This is a genomic window from Xanthomonas cannabis, from assembly GCF_040616535.1.
GTDB lineage: Bacteria > Pseudomonadota > Gammaproteobacteria > Xanthomonadales > Xanthomonadaceae > Xanthomonas > Xanthomonas cannabis.
Genome location: NZ_CP136580.1, coordinates 3,267,836 through 3,290,998 on the forward strand (window position 1 = coordinate 3,267,836; position 23,163 = coordinate 3,290,998).

Below are 23,163 nucleotides of genomic sequence, written 5' to 3' on the forward strand. Positions count from 1 at the left end.
TCCAACAATGCTGGCTTATTCAGTTCTTTAGCAATGTGCAGCGCCGCCGGTCACAAGCGCGTGAGTACCGACGCCTGTTGCTCACACTCCAGAAAACGATCGGTCCAGTGCCGGCACATACAAACTGCAGTGATGTTGCGTCTGCATACATCCATGGAACGTGCTCATCACGGCGCAGCGCCAGCGCATGCGCGGGCGCTGCGCCTTGCATGCAACGATGAAGCCGCGTCATTCAGCGTCGACGGCGTTGGAGCCATCGACGCGGGCCGCTGCAGCACCGCAGACATTCTTCGCTGCGCTTCGCGGTCCTGATGCTGTGATGCAATACGCAGTGTGCGTTTTATCAGCGTGCCGGCTCCGCTGTGAGTGAGCCGGCATCGCCGGGTGGGCCACGGCGTCAGAACTCCAGCACGATCTTGCCCAGATGGCCTCCGGACTTCTGCAAGGCGAATGCTTCGCCGATGTCGTCGAGTGTGTAGGCCCGGTCGATCACCGGACGCAGCGGCAAGCTGTCGAGCGCCCGCACCAGCGCCTGCTGATGCCGGCGGCTGCCCACGACCAGCCCCTGCAGACGTTGCTGGCGGCCCATCATCTCCGCCGTCGGCACCGGTCCGGCGGCGCCGGTCAATACGCCGATCAAGGCGATGTGCCCGCCCACACGCGCCGCGCGGATCGACTGCGCGAGCGTGCCAGGCCCACCGACCTCGACCACATGGTCCACACCACGCCCGTCGGTGATCTCCAGCACCTGCTTCGACCATTCGGCATGCTGGCGATAATTGATCAGGTGGTCGGCGCCCAGCGCCCGCACCTTGTCCAGCTTCTCGTCCGAGGACGAGGTGGCGATCACGGTCGCGCCCATGGCCTTGGCGAACTGCAGCGCAAAGATCGATACGCCGCCGGTGCCCAGCACCAGCACCGTATCGCCCGCCTTCAGGCCACCATTGGCTACCAGGGCGCGCCAGGCGGTGACGCCGGCCGTGGTCAGGGTGGCGGCTTCGGCATGACTGTAGCCGGCAGGCGCATGGGTGAACGCGTGCGCAGCGGTGACCACCGCCGAGCGCGCGTATCCATCGACCCCGTCGCCCGGAGTGGTGGCGAAGCCCGCATGCAGCGGCTCGCCGTCCAGCCAGGACGGGAAGAAGGTGGACACCACGTGGTCGCCCACCGCGAACTCGCTGACGTCCGGGCCGACCGCCTCGATCACCCCGGCGCCATCGGACATGGGGATGCGTCCGTCCGCCGTCGGCATCTGGCCAAGCACGATGCCCAGGTCGTGGAAGTTGAGCGAACTGGCATGCAGACGCACACGGATCTGTCCGCGTGCGGGCTGCCCCGGGTCGGCCACATCGACCGACTGCAATGCATCCAGACCGCCGGGTTGCGAGAGACGAATGGCGCGCATGAGAGCTCCTCGGATAACGAATCGACTCCCGGGATACCACGCACAACGTGATGCGGATGCAGTCGAGCTGGCTTGCATCGCGACGCGGTCACGCCGGACGCTGATGCAGCACCACCGCGCGACGGCCGCACACGGCAAGCGGGCTGCAGCGCAGCAGTGCGCTGCCAATCACAGATCGGCACTGTGGCTGCGCGGCTGCACACGGTTGCCACTGCGGCCACGCGTAGCCTGGCACACCGGTTGCATCGCCCTGGTGTCCATACAGGTAGCCACAGTGACGTCAACAACCAAGCGGTGGCGCCAACGTGCACAACGCATCGCGTTGCACTTCGTGCTGACCATTTCGTGGCTACTGCTGCTCGGTTCGGAGTACTGGTCCATCCACGAGGAGCGCGCGAGCGCCCTGCGCAGCGCCGAGGCGCAGTCGTTGAATCTGGCCAATTCGCTGGCCCAGCATGCCAGCGACACCCTGTCCATCGCCGATGCGGTGCTGTCGGGCCTGGTCTCGCGGGTCGAACACGATCAAGGCAACAACGGCGCGCACTCGGCGATGCACGAGTTTCTGGTCCGTGAGGCCAGGCGCTCGGACCGCCTGCATGGCATCTTCATCTATGCGGCCGATGGCAGCTGGGTCAGCTCATCGCTGGACAGCACGCCCCGCACCCACAACAACGCCGACCGCGCCTATTTCAGATATCACCGCGACCACCGCGATGCATTGTCGCTGGTGGGCCCACCCGTGCGGAGCCGTTCTGATGGCAGCTGGGTGATGACCCTCAGTCGCCGGCTCAACGACAGCGATGGCGAATTTGCCGGTGTGGTGCTGGTGACGCTGCAGCTGAAGTATTTCCAGCATTACTACAGCACCTTCGAAGTCGGCCCGAATGGCACCATCGGCATGACCAACGACGATGGCATCGTGCTGGTACGCCGGCCCGACAAACAGGACGTCATCGGCACCTCGATCGCGGGCACCTCGATCTACGTCACCATGCGCGCACGCAAGCACGGCACTGCGACCTATCGTTCGCCGATCGACGGCGTGGAGCGCATCTCCAGTTTCGCTCCGGCGCGCCCGTATCCGTTGACCGTGCTGACCGGTGTGTCGGTGGACGATGCGCTGGCCAATTGGCGGCAGGCAGCAACCCAGCGGATCGTGATTGCCGCACTCGGCTGCATCGTGCTGCTGGGCGTGGGCATCTGGCTGGACCTGCAACTGCGCCGCATGCATCGCAACGAGGCCAAGCTCAGCTCCGAGGCCTGGGTGGATGCGTTGACCGGCATCGCCAACCGGCGCGCGTTCGACTACCGCCTGTCGCAAGCATTGCGCGAAGCCGTGCACCTACAGTCGCCGTTATCGGTGCTGATGATCGATGTGGACCACTTCAAGCTCTACAACGACACCTATGGCCATGTGAATGGCGATGCTTGCCTGCGCCTGATTGCCGGCGCCATCGCGGCCTGCTCGCGCCGCAGCGAAGACGTGGCGGCACGCTACGGTGGCGAAGAGTTCGGCATGATCCTGCCGCATACCGATGCCGCCGGCGCGTTGCGCCTGGCCGATGCCGTGCGCAGCGCCGTGGCCGGTCTGGGCCTGATGCATCTGTCCAGCCCGACCAGCGCGCATGTCACCGTCAGCGTGGGCGCCGCGACCTTCGAACCGGGCGAAACACCGCAGACGCCGGATGCCATCGTGCACGACGCCGATTCGGCGCTCTACCGTGCCAAGCAGAGCGGGCGGGATCGCACATCGGCGTAGTCAGGCGCCAGTCCGGTCTGCCTCGCCGACGACTTCAGCCGCTGCTGGACGGCGAACCGTCCCGCCAGCTGGTGACGCCCGGTTCCCGATGACGCTGAATGCAGAAGGCCCGCACATGGCGGGCCTTCCGGATGACGAGGGCGACAACGCGGCTCAGAACGGGATGTCGTCGTCCGCGAAATCGTCCATCGGCGGCGCCGATTGTTGCTGGGCCGGCTGCTGACGACGCGGCGCGTAATCCTGCCCGCCGCCCTGCCCGCCGCCGTATCCGCCACCGCCCTGCCCGCCACCGCCGCCTTGCTGCTGACGCGGGGCCTGCGAGCGCTGCGGACGATCTCCGCCCATGCCGCCGCCGCCACCTTCACCACGGCCGCCGAGCATCTGCATCTCGTTGGCGACGATGTCGGTACTGTACTTTTCCACGCCGTCCTGCCCGGTGTACTTGTCGTAGCGCAGCTCGCCTTCGACATACACCTGCGAGCCCTTGCGCAGGTACTCGCCGGCGATTTCACCCAGCTTTCCAAAAAAGACCACGCGGTGCCACTCGGTGCGTTCCTGGTTGTTGCCGTCGCGGTCCTTGCGCACGCTGGTGGTGGCAAGGCTCACGCGGGTGATGGCCATGCCGGCCTGGGTGTACTTGGTGTCGGGATCGTTGCCGAGGTTGCCGACGAGGATGACTTTGTTGATGCCGCGGGCCATAGGTGCTTCCGAGATGATGCGCTGGCGCCGGGAGCGCGCAACGATGAATGTCTGTGCGGCAATGTTACCGCACCTGCCTGTCGGCGGTCGTGGCGGGTTGCCGCGCGGCGCTGCCGGGCAAGCGCCCTGCCGGGGGTCGGAAATCCAGCCCACGCGGGCCTTTGCGGGGCCCGGCCCGGCCCGCGGGCCGCAAATGTGAAGCCACCGGTTGGGTCCGGCGGGACGGATCCGGCCCGGGCACCTATAATCGACGCACATCACGAACGCCTGCGCATGACCATCGCCGAAGACCTCCCCACCGTGCTGGGCCTGCCCCAGATCCAGTCCCTCGCCGCGCCAGACATGGCCGCGGTCGATGCACTGATCCGTCGCCGCCTGGCCTCGGACGTCGTGCTGATCAACCAGATCGCCGATCACATCATCTCCGCCGGCGGCAAACGCCTGCGTCCGATGCTGGTGATGCTGGCCGGCCACGCCGCCGGCGGCTCCGGCCCGGAGCACCACCAACTGGCGGCGATCATCGAATTCATCCACACCTCCACGCTGCTGCACGACGACGTGGTGGACGAGTCGGACCTGCGCCGCGGCCGCAGCACCGCCAACGCGCTGTGGGGCAACGCGCCCAGCGTGCTGGTCGGCGACTTCCTGTACTCGCGCAGCTTCCAGTTGATGGTGGAGCTGGACCGCATGGAGGTGATGCAGATCCTGGCCGACACCACCAACCGCATCGCCGAAGGCGAGGTGCTGCAGCTGCTGCACGTGCACAACCCCGACACCGACGAAGCCGCCTACCTGCGGGTGATCGAGCGCAAGACCGCGGTGCTGTTCGCTGCCGGCACGCGCCTGGGCGCACTGGCCTCCGGTGCGGACGCCGCGGTGCAGCAGCAGCTGTACGACTACGGCATGCAGCTGGGCTTTGCGTTCCAGATTGCCGACGACGTGCTGGACTATGCCGCGGAGGCAGCCGACCTGGGCAAGAACCTGGGCGACGACCTGGCCGAAGGCAAGGCCACGCTGCCGCTGATCCACGCCATGGCGCATTCGGACGCGCCCACCCAGCAGCGCCTGCGCACCATCGTCGAACAAGGCGATGCAGCGGCGATGCCCGAGGTGCTGGCCGCCATCCAGGCCACCGGTGGCCTGGATTACAGCCGCGCGCGCGCTGCCGAATATGCCGCCGCCGCCGAACGCGCGCTGGACAGCCTGCCGCACAGCCCGGCGGTGGCCGCCTTGCGTGGACTGGCACGTTACGCGGTCGAACGTACGCATTGATCCGGCGCGTTGCGCGCGCCGGACGGGCTTCGGGATTGGGGATTCGCAACGGCGGCTTGGCCGCACGTTGACGAATCCCGGCACTCGATGGCACAGCGCGGTTCAACACAAGCCCCTGAGCACAGACTCACGGGAAGATTCGAAGGACGGGACCGCGCTTTTGCGAATCCCAAATCCCGAATCTCCAATCCCTGCTACCGACCAAACCGCTCCTCAAAGAAATCGCCCAGCATGCGGTAGGCACGTTTGGCCGCGCGCGGGTTGTACAGGCAGCCCGGCGGGCTGTTGGCATCGGCTTCGGCAAAGCAATGCACTGCCCCGCTGAAATTGACGAACTGCCAATCGGCGCCGGCGCCATTCATCTCGGTTTCGAACGCCGCAATATCCGCCTTGGTCACGCTCTTGTCGTCGGCGCCATTGAGCACCAGCAGCGGTGTTTTGGCCGAACCGGCAGCGGCAGGAGCGGGCGTCGCGATGCCGCCGTGCAGACTGACCACGCCGGCCAGCTGCGCGCCGGCGCGGACCAGCTCCAGCACCGTGGTGCCGCCGAAACAGAAGCCCACCGCGCCGATCCGTGATGCATCCAGCGGTGCCTTGCCGGCCTGCGCCTTGAGCACATCCACCGCCTTGAGCGCACGTGCCTGCAAGGTGGGCCGGTCATCGCGCAGCTTCTTGGCCTGGGCACCGGCTTCGGTGTCGTCCTTGGGGCGGATGCCCTTGCCGTACACGTCGGCCACCAGCACCACGTAATCGTCGCCAGCCAGCTGTTTGGCCTTGGTCACCGCCGAGTCGTTCACGCCGCGCCAGTTAGGCACCATCACCAGGCCGGGGCGCGTGGCAGCGCCGGCATCGTCGTAGACCAGCACGCCGCTAAAGGTGTCCTTGCCGATCTTCCATTCCAGCGGCTTGGCCTGCATCGCCGCCATCGCCGGGAATGTCAACGACGCCAGAACGCCGACCAGACCCACACCGCTCCACGACCATTGCTTGTGCATACGCTTGCTCCGGGGATTTGCCGCGAGTGTAGGCCCAGCCGCCGTGCAGGCGTGGTCGCGATGCGCGCCGGCAGCGGGATCGCCTGCCCGATCACCGGCTGGTCGTGACCGGCTAACGGTTCGCGCCGATACGATGGGCGGGTTGGCCGCAGACACCAGGGCAACGCGCTTCACTGCACACCGCCTGGAAGTGCGCAGGCATGGACTCGCTGACCTCGGCCAGCTGCGCGACGAGTCGGCCGCACTGCCCCCTGACCGCCAAGCGATGCGGTGGCGCGGGCAGGCGAACAACGTCCTTACTGCACGCCCAGGCCCGGGATCGCGCTGATCGCCGCAGGGTCGAACCCCGCCAGCTGGGCGAAATGCCGGCCACGCGCCACGTAATCGCTGTAGGCGCCGAAGCTGGGCGCGCCCGGCGACAGCAGCACCACGCCGCCCTGCTCGCCCAGTGCATCGCGCGCCAGCTGCATGGCGTGTTCCAGGTCGGCGGCGGCATGCAGGCCGAACCGTCCCGTCACGGCCAGTGGCGCCAGCAGCGCATGGATGCGCGGGCCATTGGCACCCATGGTGACGATCTCCAGCGGCGCCTGGTGCGCCATGTGCGCGGCAAACTCCTGCCAGTCCAGCCCGCGGTCATGCCCGCCAACCAGCAACGCAACGCGACGCTGCGCAAAACAGGCCAGCGCAGCCAGCGACGCATGCGGGGTGGTGCTGATCGAGTCGTTGACGTAACTGATGCCATCCACACTGCCGAGCAGCTGCAGGCGATTGGGCAACGGACGAAAGCTCCGCGCCGCCGGCGCCAGCGCGGCGGCATCCAGGCCGAGCGCTTCCACCGCAGCCAGCACCGCGCACAGGTTGCGTCGATTGTGCTCGCCGGGCAGCGGCACATCGGCGGTATCGAACACCGCCTGCGCGCCGCGGTAGACCATATCGCCGCGCAGATGCCAGCCATCGGGATGGTTGAACCAGCGCACCTCGCTGTCGGGCAGCTGCAGTCCGCGCAGCAGCGGGTCGGCGGCATTGAGCAACGCGATCCGCGGCCGGCCTTCGGTCACCAGCGACAGCTTGTCGCGCACGTAGCGCGCTTCATCGCCGTGCCAGTCCAGGTGTTCGGGAAACAGGTTCAGCACCACCGCCAGTTGCGGACGTGCGCCGCTGCGCCCGACCTCGCCGGTCTGGTAGCTGGACAGTTCGATCGCCCAGTACGCCGGCGGCGGCTGCGGTGCCAGCACTTCCAGCAGGGGTTGGCCGATATTGCCGACCAGGGCGGTGCGATGCCCGGCGCAGCGCAGCAGATGCGCCAGCAACGCGGTGGTGGTGCTTTTGCCCTTGGTGCCGGTGACGCAGATGGCGCCCGTCACGGCGCCGTCGGCCTGCGCATGTTCGGCAAACCACAGCGCGGTGCCGCCGATGAACTGCGTGCCGTGCGCGGCTGCAGCGGTGAGCGCCTCGGGGCGGTACGGGCTGATTCCCGGCGACTTCACCACGATCTCGAACCGGCCCAACGCCTGCGCGCTGGCGTCGGTCTCTACCTGCAGCGCCGCGTCGGCCAGCGCAGCCAGCTCACGTGCCTCTTCGGTGGTGCAGAACACCGTCAGCGGCTGGGCGGGCAAGGCACTCCGCAGCGCGCGATAGGCGGCGCGCCCCTCGCGCCCCCAACCCCACAACGCAACTGCCCTGCCCTCAAGCTGCGAAATTCGCACGCACGCGCTCCCACAGCGCCGAAGGAATGCGGTGCTCGCCGTCGATGGCCATCAACGGCTCCATCTGCAAGGCCTGCGCATCCAGCTGCGGCTGGATCTCACGGATGAAGCGCATCACCAGCGCGTCTTCCTTCCACTCCGCGCGCGTTGCCAGCAGCGCCATCGCCGCACGCGATTCACGGCCTTCGCCGACGCATTCGAACGGCTTGTGATCCTGGAATTCCAGCAGCGCATCGTAGCCGCCGGCCTGGCTGGCATCGTCGAGCAGGTTGCGCCCGAAGATCTTGACCAGACGCGTCTTGGGCATGAACGGTGCCAGCGCCAGAAAGACGAAATGGCACTTGGGGCACACGCCGCACCAGCGATGCACCGGCCGCTCGCCCATGATGTGGAAGTTGCGGTTGCAGCTGGAAAAATGCGCGTCGTAGTGATCGGTCTTGGCGAACTGCCGCGCCACCGCCAGCTCCGACAACGGCCGCAGCAACGAGTAGTACCGCAGGTCGGCCGCCACGTGCCGTTGCACATGATCGCCGAAGGCCTGCTCGAACGCCCAGCCCTTGGACCACTGGTGGTTGACCTCGCCGGTGCCGGGAATCTGGCTGCCATAGCTGGCCGAGCGTTCGTTGGAGAACACCACCTGATCCACGCCGGTCAGCAGCGCCGACAGCACCAGGATGGCCGAATTCACCGCAGTGACCGGGATGTGCCCATTCCAGGCACCCTGGCGGTTGAGCTCGAACAATTCCGGCGCCAGTACGCGGCCGACATTGAGCACCGGCAGGCCGGTACGTTCGGCGCAGGCGCGAATGAGCTGCGAGCCGCCGATCCAGCTGACGGTCTGCGCCACGCCGGCGTGGCGCAGGGCCTCGATGCTGACCAGCGAATCCTTGCCGCCACCGATGGCCACCAGCGCATGCTCGCGCAGGCCGAGCGCAGGCGCATCGGCAGGCGCGTGTGCAGTGACCGGGAAATTGATCTTGCCGTGCAGGTTCAGGCCGTTGCGGTAGGCAAACTCGCCCAGGCCATGCAGATAGACGCTTTCCACCAGCGCAGCGGTGCCGGCATCGATGCTGTAGCTGTAGCTGTCGATGGCGATGGCCGGCGGCACCGCGGCCTTGTAGTAACTCACGCCGGCGATCAGGTGCAGCAGCTGCAGCGCCTGCTGCACGGCGGCAGCGCGCGCGCCGTCCAGCACGAACGGTGCGCCCGGCACGGCCACGGTCTCCACCAGCTCCGGGCCCTGGTCGAAGGCATACACCAGCGTCGCCACGCCGGTCTGCGCGTCGAGCGCGCAGCGCACGAAACGGAAAGTGGATACCTGATGTTTGTCGAAAGCGCTCATGGACACCCTGCAAGACCCCGTTGACGGCGTAGATAACGCCGGCACAAGGCATATTCAATCATGGAAAACGGCACCGCCGCCCACAGCAACGGCAGGCAGCCGATCAGGAACAACAGCAGCATCACGTCCGCACGGATCGCCTTCGCATCGCCGGTGACCAGCAGCGCGACCAGCAAGTACAGCAGCAATGCCGGCAGATAGCCGAGTGCGCTCAACAGCACCGTGCGCAGCGCCATGCCACCGGCGTGCTGCGCCAGCGAGCGGTCCTGGCGGCGTCGCTGCCAGCGCGCCGCGCCCCACGCACCGAGGCCGGCAGCGAGCAATGCAGGCAGCAGCCACTTCAGGCTGTCGGTCCACGGCGCCGGCTGCCCGGCCATGTCGAGGGCGGTGGAAAACACCATCGCCACACCACCGGCCAGCGTGCTGAGCGCCACGAACTCAGCCAGCGGGCGCATCGATCACCTCTTCGCGCGGCAATTCGCGCTGGTTGTAGGTGCTGGCCATCGAATAGCCGTACGCACCGGCGTCGGCCACCAGCACCACATCGCCCGGCGCGGTGGCCGCCGGCAGACGGCGGCGCTTGCCGAACACATCCGACGATTCGCAGATCGGCCCGACGATATCGAAGCTGCCATCGGCCGGCGCATCGAGCCGGCTGAGGTTTTCGATGTCGTGCCAGGCGTCGTACAACGCCGGGCGGATCAAGGTATTCATGCCGGCATCAAGGCCCACGCGCTGCACGCCGTCCTTTTCGATCACCTGGGTCACCTGCGCCAGCAGCACGCCGGCCTCGGCCACCAGGTAACGGCCCGGCTCGATCGCCAGGCGATAGCCCGGATGCACGGCCTTGACCTCGGCCAGGCCCCTGGCCCACACCTCCAGGTCGAACGGCTCGTCCTCGGCGCTGTACGGAATCGGCAGACCACCGCCGATATCGATGGTCTCCACCGTGCCGATGCGGCGCGCAAAACCGGCCAGTTCGTCGTACATCATCCGCCAGTGTTCGCCAGTCTCCACGCCACTGCCCAGGTGTGCATGCACGCCGGTGATGGTGATCTCGAGCGTGCGCGCCGCCTCCACGAATTCATCCACGCGCGTGGACGACAGGCCGAACTTGGAGGCCTTGCCTCCGGTATTGACCTTCTCGTGATGGCCATCGCCATGACCCAGGTCGATGCGCAGCCACACGTTGCGGCCGCGAAACACCTCCGGCCAGTTGCGCAGCGCTTCGACGTTGTCCACGGTCACCGTCACACCCAACGCGAATGCCGCTTCGTACTCGGCCCTGGGCGCAAAGCTCGGCGTGAACAACACGCGGCGCGGCGACAACTCCGGCAGCGTCTGGAACACACGGCGCAATTCGCCATGCGAGACGCATTCCAGACCGAAACCGGCCTGCTCCAGCGCCATCAGGATGGCCGGATGCGCATTGGCCTTGATCGCGTAATAGCGCTGGTCCACCGCCGCGATCTGCGCCAGCGCCTGCGCCCGCGCACGCACCGTGGGCAGGTGATAGACGTAACGCGGCGTGCCGGCGCTGGACAGCGACAACAGATGCGCGCGCTCGGCATGCCACCACGGCGTGGGGCGCGGACGCACCGAGCCGATGATCTCGCGCCAACGTGGGCCGAACACGTCGCCTTCGCTCACCGGCATCGCGCCGCTGTCGATCAACTCGGCATGCAGGATCGGCAGCAAACCATCGGCATCGGCCTCGTCGATGACGAAGGTCAGGTTCAAGTCGTTGGACGATTGCGAAATCATGTGCACGCGCTCCTGCCCGAACGTGGCCCACACGTCGGACAGCTTGTGCAGCAGCGAGCGCATGCCGCGCCCGACCAGCGTGATCGCCGCGCAGGGAACAATGATCTTGACCTTGCAGATCTGCGACAGGTCCGCCGACAACGCCGCCAGCACATCGGTGTTGACCAGGTTCTCCGACGGATCCAGCGACACGGTGACGTTGGTTTCGGCCGAGCCGATCAGATCCACCGACAAACCGTGCTTCTTGAACAGCGTAAACACATCAGCGAGGAAACCCACCTGCTGCCACATGCCGATGCCTTCCATCGACACCAGCACGATGCCGTTGCGGCGGCTGATCGCCTTCACGCCCAGCACCGGCTCGGCATTGCCGTCGATGCTGGTGCCGGGCAGATCGGGGCGCTCGGTGTCCAGGATCGCCATCGGTACGCCGGAATCGCGGCAGGGCTTGATCGAGCGCGGATGCAGCACCTTGGCGCCGGTGGTGGCGATTTCCTGCGCTTCGTAATAGTCCAGACGGGTCAGCAGGCGCGCGTCCGGCACTTCCTTTGGATTGGCGCTGAACATGCCGGGCACGTCGGTCCAGATTTCCACCCGGCTGGCACCTAGCAACGCGCCGAAGTACGCCGCCGAGGTATCCGAACCACCGCGCCCCAGAATGGCGGTACCGCCATCGGCGTGCCGCGAAATGAAGCCCTGGGTGATCAGCAAGCGCGTGGGCTGCGCATCGAAGCGCGCGCGCCAGTCGGCATCGGACTGCCACTGGCACGACACCGACAGGCGCTTGGACCACTCGCTCTGATTGGGTTGCGGCGGCAGTGCCGACAACCACTGGCGCGCATCCAGCCAGCCCATGTCCAGACCACTGGCATGCAGATACGCCGCGCCGATGGTGGAGGACAGCAACTCGCCCTGCCCCAGCACCTCGGCCTGCCAGTCCAGCGTGCGCGCGGCAGCGCGTGCATCGCCCACCAGCGCATGCAACGCGGCCAGACGCTCGCCCAGCACCGCATCGGCGTCGAGCTCCAGCTCGGCCAGGAAGTCGCGATGGCGTTGTTCCAGCGCTGCCACCCGCTGCGCGCTGTCGGCGGCGCCATCGGCAATGGCGGTGAGCTCGTTGGTCACGCCCGACAGTGCAGACACCACCACCAGCACGCGGCCGCCGGTTTCGTTCGCCCGTTTGCCCGCCAGTTTTCCAATCGTGTCCCAGCGATGACGACGCGACACCGAGGTGCCGCCGAACTTGAGGACGATCCAACGATCGGTAGTGTGGGGAGCTGACATGGGGTAGGCGTTTAAGATGGGGGAAAAGCCGGTATGCCGGGCGGAACCCCCGATTCTACTGCCAATACCGCCCGCATGACCCCGTGCCTGGTCGCAGTCCGCAGCGCGCTGCACCCTTGCGGCAACGGTTTGCGCTGCAACCATCCGCACCGCTTCCCACCACCGAGTCCGCATCGATCATGAGCAAGCACCGCTATCTGCAACTGGACGTCTTCGCAAGCCGCACCGGCGGCGGTAATCCACTGGGCGTGGTGTTCGATGCAGGCACCTTGTCCGGCGAACAGATGCAGCAGATCGCCGCATGGCTGAACCTGTCGGAGACGATTTTTTTCGTGCCCGTGAGCGTGCCCGACGCCGACTATCACATCCGTATCTTCACCCCGCGCGCGGAACTGCCGTTTGCCGGCCACCCCAGCGTGGGTGCGGCGTGGGCCGCAGCGACCCATGGACTCACCAGCTACAAGGCCGACGGCCGGCTGCGTCAGCAATGCGCGGCCGGCGTGCTGCCGGTGGATGTGTTCGACCGCCACGGCAGCGTGCAGGTGCGACTGCGCGCACCGCGTGCCCGCGTCATCGCAACCGGTGACACCCACGCGGCAGCGCTGCAGGCAGCCGCTGCCGGCCTGCGCACCTCCCCTCACCCGGCAGCGCTCTGGAACAATGGCCCGAACTGGTGGCTGCTGGAACTGGCCGATGCGGCGGCGGTGCGCCAGGCAGTGCCCGATCTTGCCGCCATCACCCGCCTGACCCAGGCCAGCGCCGCCACCGGGCTGGCGATTTACGCGCCCGCAGACGGCGACGGCGAAGACGAAGACCTGGTGGTGCGTGCGTTCTGCCCTGGCGATGGCATCCCGGAAGACCCGGTCACCGGCAGCGCCAATGCGTGCATTGCCGCACGCCTGCACGGCGAAAACCGCCTGCCGGGCGCGGGGCTGCACTATGTCGCCAGCCAGGGCCGCGAGGTCGGCCGCGATGGCCGCATCCATATCGAAGTGGACGCTGCAGGCGAGGTCTGGATTGGCGGAACGACCCTGCAGGTGATCGACGGACGCATCGATTGGTAAGCTGCCGCGCCCTGTCCGCGGATCCGCCCTCATGACCACCCGCCGTTTCCTGCAACTGGATGTGTTCTCCGCCCGCCCCGGCAGCGGCAATCCGCTGGCGGTGGTGCTGGATGCGCAGGGCCTGGACGATGTCGCCATGCAGGCAATTGCGCGCTGGACCAAGCTGCCGGAGACCACTTTTGTGTTCCCCGCGGCGGACGCGCACAGCAGCTACCGGCTGCGCATGTTTTCCCCGCACAAGGAGGTGCCGTTCGCCGGCCACCCCAGCGTGGGCACGGCGCATGCGGTGCTCGAGGCCGGCCTGGCCGCGCCCGACGACGGCGTGCTGGTGCAGGACGGCATCGCCGGCCAGTTGCCGCTGCGCGTGGAGCAGATCGATGGCCACCGCAGCATCGCCATCCGCACCCCGCGCGCGCGCGTCGCCGAGCAGGTGCAGGCCGATGACCCGCGCCTGCGCGATGCACTGCATGGCTGGTCGTTGGGTACCCTGCCGCCCGCACTGATGGACGGCGGCCGCACCTGGTGGGTGGTGGAGCTGGCCAGCGAGGCCGCGCTGCGCGGCCTGCAGCCGGAGTGGGAGGCGATCGCCGCGTTGGCCGAATCCACCGGCAGCATGGGTGTGTTTGCGTATGCGCGCGCCGCCACCGCCGGTGCCTACGATCTGGCCGTGCGCGCCTTTGTCGGCAACGGCCGGCGTTTTGAAGATGCCGCCTCTGGCGCGGCCAATGCCGTGCTCGCCGCCTGGCTGGACAGCCGCCACGCACTGCCCGGCAAGGACCGCCGCTACGTGGTCAGCCAGGGGCGCGAAATCGGCTTCGATGCCCTGCTGGAACTACGCATCGACGGCGACGGTGCCGTGTGGTCGGGCGGCCAGGTCCAGACGGTGATTCGCGGCACCCTGGACTGGGCCTGAGCGCGGCCAACGCTGGGCCGGCGACGTAGCCGTGTGCCGGCTGCGGCGAGCGTCGCCACGCCGGGAAGAAGGCTCGACGCGTCGCGTTGCACACGATCGCCGCTGCATCGCCAGCAAGCAGACGTAGCGAGATTCGACAGGATCGAACGTCGCCTGCGAGGAAGAAGCGGGATCTGAGCTCCCTGGCACCTCGCAGGAATAAAAAACGCTGCGGTCTCCCGCAGCGTTCTCGCATTCGCCACATCGCACGGCGTCAGTCGGGGCGCACATCCACGCGCACGCGGATCCGGTCGCCCGGGTTGTAATCGCTGCGCGTGTGGTACGTGCGGCCGGCATATTCATAGGTCACGTCATACCCGTCCACGCGCTCGCGGGTGGTGCGGTACGACACCGGCTCGCACACGCTGACATTGCCCTGATAGGTGCGGTGGTTGGCCTCGTAGATCGAACGCCCCGCCGCGACACCGGCCATGGTGCCCACGGCAGTGCCGACCAGGCGACCGTTGCCGCCGCCCACCTGGCTGCCGAGCACCGCACCGGCAATACCGCCGATCACGCTGGCGACCCCGCGGTTGGACGCATTCGGCCCGCCGTAGCTAGCGCCATCGCGGTAGTAGCCGTCATTGCTGGTGTAGTAGCCGTCGGACGGCCGGTTGTAGCAGCGTTCGCTGCTGCGTTCGTTATAGGAATCGGACACGATGATCGGGTCCACGCGCACCACGCGCGCATATTCGTAACGACCGTCCTCGTAGCCGCCGCGATAGGTGTCGCGGTAGCCGCTGTCGTAGCGCTGCGCTGTGGCGTTGCCCGCCACGGCCAGACCCATTACCAGAGCACCAAGCACAAGAGTTTTCATTGCGGCAGCTTCACAGGGAGGACACGCTGCCGATGCTCGGCCTGCTGCGGTGAAACCGCCCTGAACCGACCCGGGTGGCGAAAGCCCTATTCAGGTCGCCGCCAGCTGCGCGCGCCGGCACGTTGTACCGGCGCTGCGCAGCCTGCTGCCGGTCAGTTGGAAAACTCGCTATCCAGGCTGATCGGCACCGCACTCAACGCCTTGGAAACCGGGCAATTCTTCTTGGCGCTATCGGCCAGCTCGCGGAACTTGGCTTCGTCGATGCCCGGTACCACGGCAGTGAGCTTGAGGCGGATCTGCGACAGCTGCGGGCCGCCTTCCATCGACAGGTCGACGTCGGCGCGGGTATCCAGCGAGGTGGGCGGAAAGCCCGCTTCGGTCAGCTGCGCCGACAGTGCCATGGTGAAACACCCGGCATGCGCTGCGGCGATGAGCTCTTCCGGATTGGTGCCCTTCTCGTCACCGAAGCGGCTGCTGAAGGCATAGCGGGTGTTGTCCATCAAGCCGCTCTGCGGCGTGCTGAGCTGGCCCTTGCCGGTCTTGAGGTCGCCTTCCCAGTGAGCGGTGGCGTGACGCGAAATACCCATTGCGGTCTCCTGCGATGAAAGGGACCGCCACGATAGGCGAGCGGGTGTTATGGCGTGGTGCTCGCATTCGGGATTCGGGATTCGGGATTCGGGATTCGGGATTCGGGAATCGGGAATCGGGAATCGGGAATCGTAAGAGCGGACTGCGGAGCGCACTTGGTGGCAAGACTCTGTCTGTTTGCCATGACGACTTCACACGCCGGACGCGACCGCGCTGGCTGGCGGCCGCGTTGCCGGTAACGCTTAACCGAGCAGGGTTTCCAGTACCGCCATGCGGACGGCGACGCCGTTGGCGACCTGGCGCAGCACGCACGATTGCGCGCCGTCGGCGACGTCGTCGGTGATTTCGACGCCGCGGTTGATCGGGCCCGGGTGCAGCACGGCGGCATCGCGGCCGGCGCGCGCCAGGCGCTCGCGGGTCAGGCCGTATTGGCTGTGGTAGTGCTCCAGCGATGGCACCAGGCCTTCTTCCATGCGCTCGCGTTGCAGGCGCAGCATCATCAGCGCATCGGCGCCTTCGAGCATGGCATCGAAATCCTGACCAACCACGCAGCCGTCAAGCATGTCGTCATCGGGCAACAGGCTGGCCGGGCCGCACACGCGGATCTCGCCGGCGCCCAGGGTGCGCAGTGCATGCAGGTCTGAACGCGCCACGCGCGAGTGCTTCACATCGCCGACGATGACCACCTTGAGCTTGGAAAAGTCGGTGCCCTTGGCCTGGCGCAGGGTGAGCATGTCGAGCAGGCCCTGGGTGGGGTGCGCGCTGCGGCCGTCGCCGGCGTTGATCAATGCAGTTCCCTCGCCCGCCGCGGCGGCCAGCGCTTCCACCGCGCCATCGTCGGGGTGGCGCACCACAAACCCGCGCACGCCCATCGCCTCGAGATTCTTCAAGGTGTCGCGCGCAGTCTCGCCCTTGCGGGTGGAGGACGTGGACGCATCGAAGTTGAGCACGTCCGCGCCCAGCCGCTGTGCAGCGAGATGGAACGAGCTGCGCGTGCGCGTTGACGGTTCGAAAAACAGGGTGCACACCGCCGTGCCGGCCAGCACGCTGCGCTTGCCGACGCGGCCGACCGCGGCATCGCGGATCTGACCTGCGCGGTCGAGCAGTTGCAGCAATGTCGCGCGCGGCAGTCCTTCCAGGGTGAGCAGGTGACGCAGGCGTCCGTCCGAATCGAGTTGCATGGTGGTCATCGCAGGTCGGGAATCAAGGGAGAAGAGTGGCTTGGTCAGGCGCGGCCAACCAGCGTTCGACGATCACGGCGGCGGCCATGGCATCCAGCGCCTCGGCATCGCGGCGGCGCTTGCGCCCGTCGGCACGTTCGCGGGCGAACCGCTGCGCGGCTTCGACCGAGCTGGAGCGTTCGTCGATCAGCACGACCGGCAGCGCGTAGCGCTCGCGCAATTCGCGGGCGAAGGCATGCGCCCGCTTGCGTGCAGGCTGGTCCTTGTCGTCCAGCGTGAGCGGGTCGCCAACCACCAGACCGTCGGGCCGCCATTCCTTGTGCACGCGATCCAGCGCTGCCCAGTCCGGGCCGCTGGCATGCACCTGGACGACGGCGACCGCGCGCGCACCGGCGCCGAGCGCGGTACCGACCGCCACGCCAATCCGGCGCGACCCTACGTCGAAGCCCAGCACCGTGCCATCGGGGCGGATGGTGCCCGCCTCAGGCATGCCCGGAGTAATCCGTCAGCCGGAACAGGTCCACGCCGATGCGACCGGCCGCGGTCTGCCAGCGATCCTCCAGTGCAGTGGCGAACAGCACGTTGGCGTCCGACGGCGCGGTGAGCCAGCTGTTCTCGCCCAGTTCGAACTCCAGCTGCCCCGCGCCCCACCCTGCGCAGCCCAAGGCCACCAGCGCATTGCGCGGGCCTTCGCCGGCCGCCATCGCTTCGAGGATGTCGCGCGAGGTGGTCAGGAACACGCCCTGCCCCACTTCCAGGCTGGAATCCCATTCGCGCGCGTCGTCGTGGATGACAAACCCGCGCTCCGGGTGCACTGGGCCGCCACTGAGCACGATCTGCTCGCACAGCTGCGCATCTTCGGTCGCGATGCCCATCTGCGACAGCACCTCGCCCAGGGTGTACTCGGAGGGGCGGTTGACCAGCACCCCCATCGCGCCGTTTTCGTCGTGCTGACAGATCAGCGCGACGCTGCGCGAAAAGGTAGGGTCCGACAGCGCCGGAAGCGCGATCAGCAGTTGGTTGGCAAGCGGCGTGGGAACAACGGACATGCCCGCATTCTAGCCGTTCGCTCCGCCGCGCGCAGAGCCGCTGCCATACTTGGCCCCGGACGTGACCCTGGAGCGCGAATGCAGACCACACCTACCGCCAGTTGCTGCCCCGCGGGCAGACGCCCGCCGCGCCAGGTCCGCATGCTCAGCGCGACCGCGCGCCTCCCTGCAGCGAACGCCAGCCGTCGCGGTGCAACCGGGCCGCTGGCGGGCCAACGGCGTCGCCCGCTGCCGGCACGGGCGCCTTCTGCCGAAGCGGTCCACGCGCGGCCGCGCTCCGGCCTGCGCGCCCGCCTACGGGCAACCATATGAGCGGCTACTGCAGCATCGCCCCGGGCCATCCGGTGCACGGCCATTACCACGACCACGAATACGGCTTTCCACAACGCGACGAGCGCGAGCTGTTCGAGCGCCTGGTGCTGGAAATCAACCAGGCCGGTCTGAGCTGGGAGACCATCCTGCGCAAGCGCGGCAATTTCCAGCGGGCCTATGCCGGCTTCGACGTGGATACGGTCGCGGCCTATGGCGAGGCGGACATCGCTCGCCTGATGAACGATGCCGGCATCATCCGCAATCGTCTGAAGATCCTGGCAGCCATCCACAACGCCCAGGTCATCCAGGCGCTGCGCCGCACGCATGGCAGCTTTGCGCAATGGCTGGATGCACAGCATCCGCTCGACAAGCCCGCCTGGGTCAAATTGTTCAAGAAGACCTTCCGGTTTACCGGTGGCGAAATCACCGGCGAATTCCTGATGAGCCTGGGTTACCTGCCCGGCGCGCATCACCCCGATTGCCCGGTGTTTGCACAGATCCAGGCGCTGTCGCCGCCATGGGCGCAGACGCCCTCACCCAAACGCACGGTCCAGCGCGGCTAGACGCCTCCTCCACGGCACAGACGAAATGCTGGGTGCATGGCTATCCGCATCGGCATTTCCGGCTGGCGCTACCCGCGTTGGCGCGGCACCTTTTATCCCAGCGGCCTGGCGCAGCGGCGCGAGCTCGAATACGCGGCGCGCTGCTTTCCAAGCGTGGAAATCAACGGCTCGTTCTATTCGCTGCAGCGGCCGGACAGCTTCCAGGCCTGGCACGACGAGACGCCGGGCGACTTCGTGTTTTCGGTCAAGGGCCCGCGCTTCATCACCCACATGAAGCGCCTGCGCGACTGCGAGCAGGCGCTGGCCAATTTCTTTGCCTCCGGCGTGCTGCGACTGGGCTCCAAGCTGGGGCCGATCCTGTGGCAGCTGCCGCCGACATTGCGCTTCGATGCCGCGTTGCTCGATGGGTTTCTCGCCAGCCTGCCGCGCGACAGCGAGGCCGCACTGGCGTTGGCGCGCAAACGCGACAGCGCGCTGATGCACGGGCGCAGTGCGCTCGCGATCGATCGCAAGCGGCCGATCCGTCATGCGCTGGAGGTGCGCCACGCCAGTTTCTGCGATCCCGCCTGCATGCGCCTGCTACGCCGTCACAAGGTGGCGGTGGTGGTGGCCGACACCGCGGGCAAGTTCCCGTATCTGGAGGACGTGAGTGCGGACTTCGTCTACCTGCGCCTGCATGGCGATGCGCAGCTCTATGCCAGCGGCTACAGCGACAGCGCGCTGGACCGCTGGGCCGCGCGCATCGACGCCTGGGCGCATGGCAGCGAGCCGGACGATGCAGTCCGTGCAGGCCCGCGCGCGCTCAAACGCGCCACGCGCGATGTGTATTGCTACTTCGACAACGACATGAAGGTACACGCCCCGTTCGACGCGCGCGGCCTGCTGCAACGCCTGCACCTGCCGACCGATTGCCCGGCGCGCGCGGGCGGCGTCTGACGCGTGTGCCGATCACACGCCCATGTAGCGATGCGGGCGATGGTTGAACATCAGCACCAGACTGAGCATCAAGGCGCCCAGGGCCGAATACAGCACCTTGTCCGGGGTGAGGATGGCAAATGCCACCAGCATCAACATCGCATCGAAGCTCATCTGCACCTTGCCCGCGCTCCAGCCACGCTCGCGCTGCAGGTACACGGCCAGGATGCCGATTCCGCCCAGGCTGCCGCGGTGACGGATGAAGAACAGGATGCCCAGCCCGGACAGCGCGCCGCCAACGATCGCCGAAAACGCGGTACTCATGTGCGCGTAGTCGGCCCAGCGCGGCAACAGGTTGGTCAGCGCGCCGCAGGCGCCGACTGCCGCGAACGTCTTCAAGGTAAATTCCCAGCCCATGCGACGCACGCTCAGCCAGTAGAACGGCAGGTTGACCAGCACGAACACCAGGCCGAAATTCCAGTGCAGGGCGTAGTGCAGCAGGAACGCCACACCGGCCATGCCGCCGATCATCAGCCCGCCCTTGGCAAAGATCGCCAGGCCCAGCGACGCGACCAGCGTCGCCAGCACCATGCCCTGGGCATCTTCGGCCACCGAGTGGTGATACGCCTGGTCGTCGGCGACGGTGCCAGCCGAATCCGGCGGTGGCGTCAGCGGGCCGGACGTGACCACGGCACCGTCATCGGGCAACGGTTCTTGCTCCGGACGCAGATCGGAATCGGGAAGGCTCACGGGCTTGGGCACTGCAGTGGGGTGCGTTATTAGACACTATCGGCTGGCGCGGTTACATCTGAAACCGCAGTGCCCCGACGCGCGCGGCATCCAGCGTCGCCGATCGGCGCGCTTACCGCGGCCGCCGACCACGCTGGCGTGCGCCACATCCCTCAGTCATCACGCGCGTGCCGTCGCGGCAGCACCGCACTGGCAGTGCCGGGCGCGCCCAGCGGGCCGCCAGTGGCGTTCGACGTGCGTGCGCATCGGCACGCCCTCCGCATTGCCTCAGCGAACTTCGGCAATCTCCACGCCATCCAGGCCCTGCGACAAGGTCTTGGCATCGCCGCCCTGCGACAGCTTGATGCGCAAACGCACCTCGTTTTGCGAATCGGCGTAGCGCAAGGCGTCTTCGTAGCTGATCTCGCCGGCCTGGTAGAGCTCGAACAGGCTCTGATCGAAGGTGCGCATGCCCAGGTTGGTGGACTCCTTCATGATCTCTTTGAGCTTGTGGATCTCGCCGTCGCGGATGTAGTCCTGCACCAGCGGTGTGCCCAGCATGATCTCCATCGCCACGCGCCGGCCGCGACCATCCGGGGTCGGAATCAGCTGCTGCGCGACCACGCCCTTGAGATTGAGCGACAGATCCATCAACAGCTGGTTGCGCCGGTCTTCCGGGAAGAAGTTGATGATGCGGTCCATCGCCTGGTTGGCGTTGTTTGCGTGCAGCGTACACAGCACCAGGTGGCCGGTTTCGGCAAACGCCACGGCGTGATCCATGCCCTCGCGGGTACGCACCTCGCCGATCATGATCACGTCCGGCGCCTGGCGCAGGGTGTTTTTCAGCGCGTTTTCCCAGCTGTCGGTATCGATGCCAACTTCGCGCTGGGTGATGATGCAGCCCTCGTGCTTGTGCACGAATTCGATCGGGTCTTCGATGGTGATGATGTGCCCGGTGGAATTCTGGTTGCGGTAGCCGATCATCGCCGCCAGCGAGGTCGATTTACCGGTACCGGTGGCGCCGACGAAGATGATGATGCCGCGCTTGGTCATCGCCAGCGTCTTGATCACCGGCGGCAGGCTCAGCTCTTCCACGGTAGGAATGCGCGTCTCGATCCGGCGCAGCACCATGCCCACCTGGTTGCGCTGGTAGAAGCAGCTCACACGGAAACGCCCGACCCCGGACACGCCGATGGCGAAGTTGCACTCGTGGGTCTTTTCGAACTCTTCGCGCTGCGACGGCGTCATCACGTTCAACACCAGGTCGCGGCTTTGCTGCGCGGTCAACGGTGTCTGCGTAATCGGGCTGATCTTGCCATGCACCTTGATCGCCGGCGGCATCCCGGAGGTGATGAACAGGTCCGACGCCTTCTGATGCGCCATCAGCTTGAGGAAGGAGGTGAAGTCGATGGTGCTCATGGCGTGCTCCTCTGGAGCAGGGATTCGGGAGTGGAGATTCGGGATTGGCAAGAGCGGGGTCCGGCACGGGAAATCGCCGTTGCGAATCCCCAATCCCGAATCCCGAATCCCGGCTACTCGAATATCCGCTTGTCCTTCGCGTACTCACGCGCCTGGTTGCGCGTGATCAGGCTGCGCTTGACCAGGTCCTGCAGATGCTGGTCCAGCGTCTGCATGCCGTATTGCTGGCCGGTCTGGATCGAGGAATACATCTGCGCCACCTTGTCCTCGCGGATCAGGTTACGGATGGCCGGGGTGCCGACCATGATTTCCCAGGCGGCGGTGCGTCCGCCGCCCACCTTCTTCAGCAGCGCCTGCGAAATGACCGCGCGCAGCGACTCGGACAGCATCGAGCGCACCATCGGCTTTTCGCCGGCCGGGAACACGTCGATGATGCGGTCGATGGTCTTGGCCGCCGAGCTGGTGTGCAGGGTGCCGAACACCAGGTGGCCGGTTTCCGCGGCGGTGAGCGCCAGGCGGATGGTCTCCAGGTCGCGCAATTCGCCCACAAGGATGATGTCCGGGTCTTCGCGCAGTGCCGAGCGCAGCGCCTCGTTGAAGCCGTGCGTGTCGCGGTGCACTTCGCGCTGGTTGATCAGGCACTTCTGCGAGGTGTGCACGAATTCGATCGGGTCCTCGACAGTGAGGATGTGGCCGTATTCGTTCTTGTTGATGTAGTCGATCATGCCGGCCAGCGTGGTCGACTTGCCCGACCCGGTGGGGCCCGTGACCAGGATCAGGCCCTGCGGCTGGTCGATCAGCTGGCGGAAGATCGGCGGGCAGCCCAGGTCTTCCAGCGTCAGCACTTCGGAGGGAATGGTACGGAACACCGCACCGGCGCCGCGGTTCTGATTGAACGCATTGACGCGGAAGCGCGCCAGCGACGGGATCTCGAACGAGAAGTCGACCTCGAGGAATTCTTCGTAATCGCGGCGCTGCTTGTCCGACATGATGTCGTAGACCAGCGCATGCACCTGCTTGTGGTCCAGCGCCGGAATATTGATGCGGCGGACATCGCCATCGACACGGATCATCGGCGGCAGCCCTGCAGACAGGTGCAGGTCCGATGCCTTGTTCTTGACAGAAAACGCCAATAGTTCAGCGATATCCATGCGCTGCTTTTCCCCTAGGCTGCGATTGGAAGGTACTCCCCGGCCGGCAGTATAGCGTTCTGGATGCCAGCGGGGAGCGGCCCGCCACCGGTTCAGGTCGGCACGGCCGCGCAGGGCTGAAGGCGTTGTCTTTCGGGCATGGGCGGGCCCGGCGCCGGCTTGCGAACGGCTTGCCTGGCCTGGCCAACCCCGCTGCC

General features: G+C 67.0%; 21 protein-coding genes. 6 read left to right on the forward strand and 15 right to left on the reverse strand.

The window, feature by feature from the left end; genetic code table 11:
- Positions 1 to 397 precede the first annotated feature (397 nt).
- Entirely contained in the window at positions 398 to 1,405 is a 1,008-nt protein-coding gene (locus tag RZV17_RS13910) for an NAD(P)-dependent alcohol dehydrogenase (RefSeq protein WP_355604291.1), read from the reverse strand.
- 211 nt (positions 1,406 to 1,616) lie between these two features.
- On the opposite strand from RZV17_RS13910, the gene RZV17_RS13915 reads away from it, so the two are divergent.
- Entirely contained in the window at positions 1,617 to 3,164 is a 1,548-nt protein-coding gene (locus RZV17_RS13915) for a diguanylate cyclase domain-containing protein (RefSeq protein WP_355609388.1), read from the forward strand.
- Positions 3,165 to 3,317: 153 nt separating this feature from the next.
- Here the strand turns inward: RZV17_RS13915 and RZV17_RS13920 are convergent, their stop codons facing one another.
- Complete coding sequence (locus tag RZV17_RS13920) at positions 3,318 to 3,863, reverse strand: single-stranded DNA-binding protein (RefSeq protein WP_123137275.1); 546 nt, start codon at positions 3,861 to 3,863, stop codon at positions 3,318 to 3,320.
- Positions 3,864 to 4,136: 273 nt separating this feature from the next.
- On the opposite strand from RZV17_RS13920, the gene RZV17_RS13925 reads away from it, so the two are divergent.
- Positions 4,137 to 5,135 (forward strand): polyprenyl synthetase family protein, encoded by a 999-nt coding sequence (locus RZV17_RS13925; RefSeq protein WP_039566633.1) that lies wholly within the window; start codon positions 4,137 to 4,139, stop codon positions 5,133 to 5,135.
- Positions 5,136 to 5,329: 194 nt separating this feature from the next.
- On the opposite strand, the gene RZV17_RS13930 is transcribed toward RZV17_RS13925, so the two are convergent.
- The 5 genes from RZV17_RS13930 to RZV17_RS13950 all read right to left on the reverse strand — a co-directional run bounded on the left by RZV17_RS13930 (position 5,330) and on the right by RZV17_RS13950 (position 12,226).
- Positions 5,330 to 6,130, reverse strand: coding sequence for a dienelactone hydrolase family protein (locus RZV17_RS13930; RefSeq protein WP_146093176.1), 801 nt, complete (start codon positions 6,128 to 6,130; stop codon positions 5,330 to 5,332).
- Positions 6,131 to 6,426: 296 nt separating this feature from the next.
- Positions 6,427 to 7,836, reverse strand: a complete 1,410-nt coding sequence (murD, locus tag RZV17_RS13935; protein WP_355604294.1) for a UDP-N-acetylmuramoyl-L-alanine--D-glutamate ligase — start codon at positions 7,834 to 7,836, stop codon at positions 6,427 to 6,429.
- Positions 7,817 to 9,178: a UDP-N-acetyl-alpha-D-muramoyl-L-alanyl-L-glutamate epimerase gene (gene murL, locus RZV17_RS13940; RefSeq protein ID WP_355604297.1), complete on the reverse strand. Its 1,362-nt coding sequence runs from the start codon at positions 9,176 to 9,178 to the stop codon at positions 7,817 to 7,819. Before murL ends, murD begins: the two co-directional genes overlap by 20 nt.
- Positions 9,175 to 9,633 (reverse strand): hypothetical protein, encoded by a 459-nt coding sequence (locus RZV17_RS13945; protein ID WP_355604300.1) that lies wholly within the window; start codon positions 9,631 to 9,633, stop codon positions 9,175 to 9,177. Before RZV17_RS13945 ends, murL begins: the two co-directional genes overlap by 4 nt.
- Positions 9,617 to 12,226 (reverse strand): bifunctional aspartate kinase/diaminopimelate decarboxylase, encoded by a 2,610-nt coding sequence (locus RZV17_RS13950; RefSeq protein WP_355604303.1) that lies wholly within the window; start codon positions 12,224 to 12,226, stop codon positions 9,617 to 9,619. Before RZV17_RS13950 ends, RZV17_RS13945 begins: the two co-directional genes overlap by 17 nt.
- A 179-nt stretch (positions 12,227 to 12,405) precedes the next feature.
- On the opposite strand from RZV17_RS13950, the gene RZV17_RS13955 reads away from it, so the two are divergent.
- Together RZV17_RS13955 and RZV17_RS13960 are read left to right on the forward strand one after the other, a co-directional pair.
- Positions 12,406 to 13,290, forward strand: coding sequence for a PhzF family phenazine biosynthesis protein (locus RZV17_RS13955; RefSeq protein WP_355604306.1), 885 nt, complete (start codon positions 12,406 to 12,408; stop codon positions 13,288 to 13,290).
- Positions 13,291 to 13,321: 31 nt separating this feature from the next.
- Positions 13,322 to 14,203 carry a PhzF family phenazine biosynthesis protein gene (locus RZV17_RS13960; protein WP_166751898.1) on the forward strand — a complete coding sequence of 294 codons (882 nt, stop codon included), beginning with the start codon at positions 13,322 to 13,324 and terminating at the stop codon, positions 14,201 to 14,203.
- A 253-nt stretch (positions 14,204 to 14,456) separates the two neighbouring features.
- Here RZV17_RS13960 and RZV17_RS13965 read toward each other — a convergent pair whose 3' ends face one another.
- From RZV17_RS13965 to RZV17_RS13985, 5 genes are all read right to left on the reverse strand, one after another.
- Complete coding sequence (locus RZV17_RS13965) at positions 14,457 to 15,059, reverse strand: glycine zipper 2TM domain-containing protein (protein ID WP_355604310.1); 603 nt, start codon at positions 15,057 to 15,059, stop codon at positions 14,457 to 14,459.
- A gap of 152 nt (positions 15,060 to 15,211) precedes the next feature.
- Positions 15,212 to 15,646 carry an OsmC family protein gene (locus RZV17_RS13970; RefSeq protein ID WP_355604313.1) on the reverse strand — a complete coding sequence of 145 codons (435 nt, stop codon included), beginning with the start codon at positions 15,644 to 15,646 and terminating at the stop codon, positions 15,212 to 15,214.
- A gap of 243 nt (positions 15,647 to 15,889) precedes the next feature.
- A complete protein-coding gene (locus RZV17_RS13975; RefSeq protein WP_039404804.1) occupies positions 15,890 to 16,837 on the reverse strand; it encodes an aspartate carbamoyltransferase catalytic subunit in 948 nt (315 codons plus the stop codon).
- A gap of 13 nt (positions 16,838 to 16,850) precedes the next feature.
- Entirely contained in the window at positions 16,851 to 17,318 is a 468-nt protein-coding gene (gene ruvX / locus RZV17_RS13980; RefSeq protein WP_039404802.1) for a Holliday junction resolvase RuvX, read from the reverse strand.
- Positions 17,311 to 17,877 carry a YqgE/AlgH family protein gene (locus tag RZV17_RS13985; RefSeq protein ID WP_039404799.1) on the reverse strand — a complete coding sequence of 189 codons (567 nt, stop codon included), beginning with the start codon at positions 17,875 to 17,877 and terminating at the stop codon, positions 17,311 to 17,313. The genes ruvX and RZV17_RS13985 overlap by 8 nt, the downstream gene beginning before the upstream one ends.
- Before the next feature lie 308 nt (positions 17,878 to 18,185).
- Between RZV17_RS13985 and RZV17_RS13990 the strand changes: the two genes are divergently transcribed.
- Both RZV17_RS13990 and RZV17_RS13995 read left to right on the forward strand, forming a co-directional pair.
- Positions 18,186 to 18,752, forward strand: a complete 567-nt coding sequence (locus RZV17_RS13990) for a DNA-3-methyladenine glycosylase I (RefSeq protein WP_179454303.1) — start codon at positions 18,186 to 18,188, stop codon at positions 18,750 to 18,752.
- 36 nt (positions 18,753 to 18,788) lie between these two features.
- Positions 18,789 to 19,688 carry a DUF72 domain-containing protein gene (locus RZV17_RS13995; RefSeq protein ID WP_355604317.1) on the forward strand — a complete coding sequence of 300 codons (900 nt, stop codon included), beginning with the start codon at positions 18,789 to 18,791 and terminating at the stop codon, positions 19,686 to 19,688.
- 12 nt (positions 19,689 to 19,700) lie between these two features.
- Here the strand turns inward: RZV17_RS13995 and RZV17_RS14000 are convergent, their stop codons facing one another.
- The 3 genes from RZV17_RS14000 to RZV17_RS14010 all read right to left on the reverse strand — a co-directional run bounded on the left by RZV17_RS14000 (position 19,701) and on the right by RZV17_RS14010 (position 22,966).
- Positions 19,701 to 20,375 carry a YitT family protein gene (locus tag RZV17_RS14000; protein ID WP_039566430.1) on the reverse strand — a complete coding sequence of 225 codons (675 nt, stop codon included), beginning with the start codon at positions 20,373 to 20,375 and terminating at the stop codon, positions 19,701 to 19,703.
- Between the two features lie 309 nt (positions 20,376 to 20,684).
- Entirely contained in the window at positions 20,685 to 21,815 is a 1,131-nt protein-coding gene (locus RZV17_RS14005; RefSeq protein ID WP_039404792.1) for a PilT/PilU family type 4a pilus ATPase, read from the reverse strand.
- A 113-nt stretch (positions 21,816 to 21,928) separates the two neighbouring features.
- On the reverse strand, positions 21,929 to 22,966 hold the full coding sequence (locus RZV17_RS14010; RefSeq protein WP_003489919.1) for a type IV pilus twitching motility protein PilT: 1,038 nt from the start codon (positions 22,964 to 22,966) through the stop codon (positions 21,929 to 21,931).
- Positions 22,967 to 23,163: the final 197 nt, after the last annotated feature.

Coding starts and splice junctions, on each gene's coding strand:
- RZV17_RS13970 (WP_355604313.1), bottom strand. CDS start 15,646: ATGGGTATTTCGCGTCACGCCACCGCTCACTGGGAAGGCGACCTCAAG.
- RZV17_RS13990 (WP_179454303.1), top strand. CDS start 18,186: ATGAGCGGCTACTGCAGCATCGCCCCGGGCCATCCGGTGCACGGCCAT.
- RZV17_RS14010 (WP_003489919.1), bottom strand. CDS start 22,966: ATGGATATCGCTGAACTATTGGCGTTTTCTGTCAAGAACAAGGCATCG.
- RZV17_RS14005 (WP_039404792.1), bottom strand. CDS start 21,815: ATGAGCACCATCGACTTCACCTCCTTCCTCAAGCTGATGGCGCATCAG.
- RZV17_RS13925 (WP_039566633.1), top strand. CDS start 4,137: ATGACCATCGCCGAAGACCTCCCCACCGTGCTGGGCCTGCCCCAGATC.
- RZV17_RS13960 (WP_166751898.1), top strand. CDS start 13,322: ATGACCACCCGCCGTTTCCTGCAACTGGATGTGTTCTCCGCCCGCCCC.
- RZV17_RS13910 (WP_355604291.1), bottom strand. CDS start 1,405: ATGCGCGCCATTCGTCTCTCGCAACCCGGCGGTCTGGATGCATTGCAG.
- RZV17_RS13985 (WP_039404799.1), bottom strand. CDS start 17,877: ATGTCCGTTGTTCCCACGCCGCTTGCCAACCAACTGCTGATCGCGCTT.
- murL (WP_355604297.1), bottom strand. CDS start 9,178: ATGAGCGCTTTCGACAAACATCAGGTATCCACTTTCCGTTTCGTGCGC.
- RZV17_RS13920 (WP_123137275.1), bottom strand. CDS start 3,863: ATGGCCCGCGGCATCAACAAAGTCATCCTCGTCGGCAACCTCGGCAAC.
- RZV17_RS13965 (WP_355604310.1), bottom strand. CDS start 15,059: ATGAAAACTCTTGTGCTTGGTGCTCTGGTAATGGGTCTGGCCGTGGCG.
- RZV17_RS13975 (WP_039404804.1), bottom strand. CDS start 16,837: ATGACCACCATGCAACTCGATTCGGACGGACGCCTGCGTCACCTGCTC.
- RZV17_RS13995 (WP_355604317.1), top strand. CDS start 18,789: ATGGCTATCCGCATCGGCATTTCCGGCTGGCGCTACCCGCGTTGGCGC.
- ruvX (WP_039404802.1), bottom strand. CDS start 17,318: ATGCCTGAGGCGGGCACCATCCGCCCCGATGGCACGGTGCTGGGCTTC.
- RZV17_RS13955 (WP_355604306.1), top strand. CDS start 12,406: ATGAGCAAGCACCGCTATCTGCAACTGGACGTCTTCGCAAGCCGCACC.
- RZV17_RS13930 (WP_146093176.1), bottom strand. CDS start 6,130: ATGCACAAGCAATGGTCGTGGAGCGGTGTGGGTCTGGTCGGCGTTCTG.
- RZV17_RS13945 (WP_355604300.1), bottom strand. CDS start 9,633: ATGCGCCCGCTGGCTGAGTTCGTGGCGCTCAGCACGCTGGCCGGTGGT.
- RZV17_RS13950 (WP_355604303.1), bottom strand. CDS start 12,226: ATGTCAGCTCCCCACACTACCGATCGTTGGATCGTCCTCAAGTTCGGC.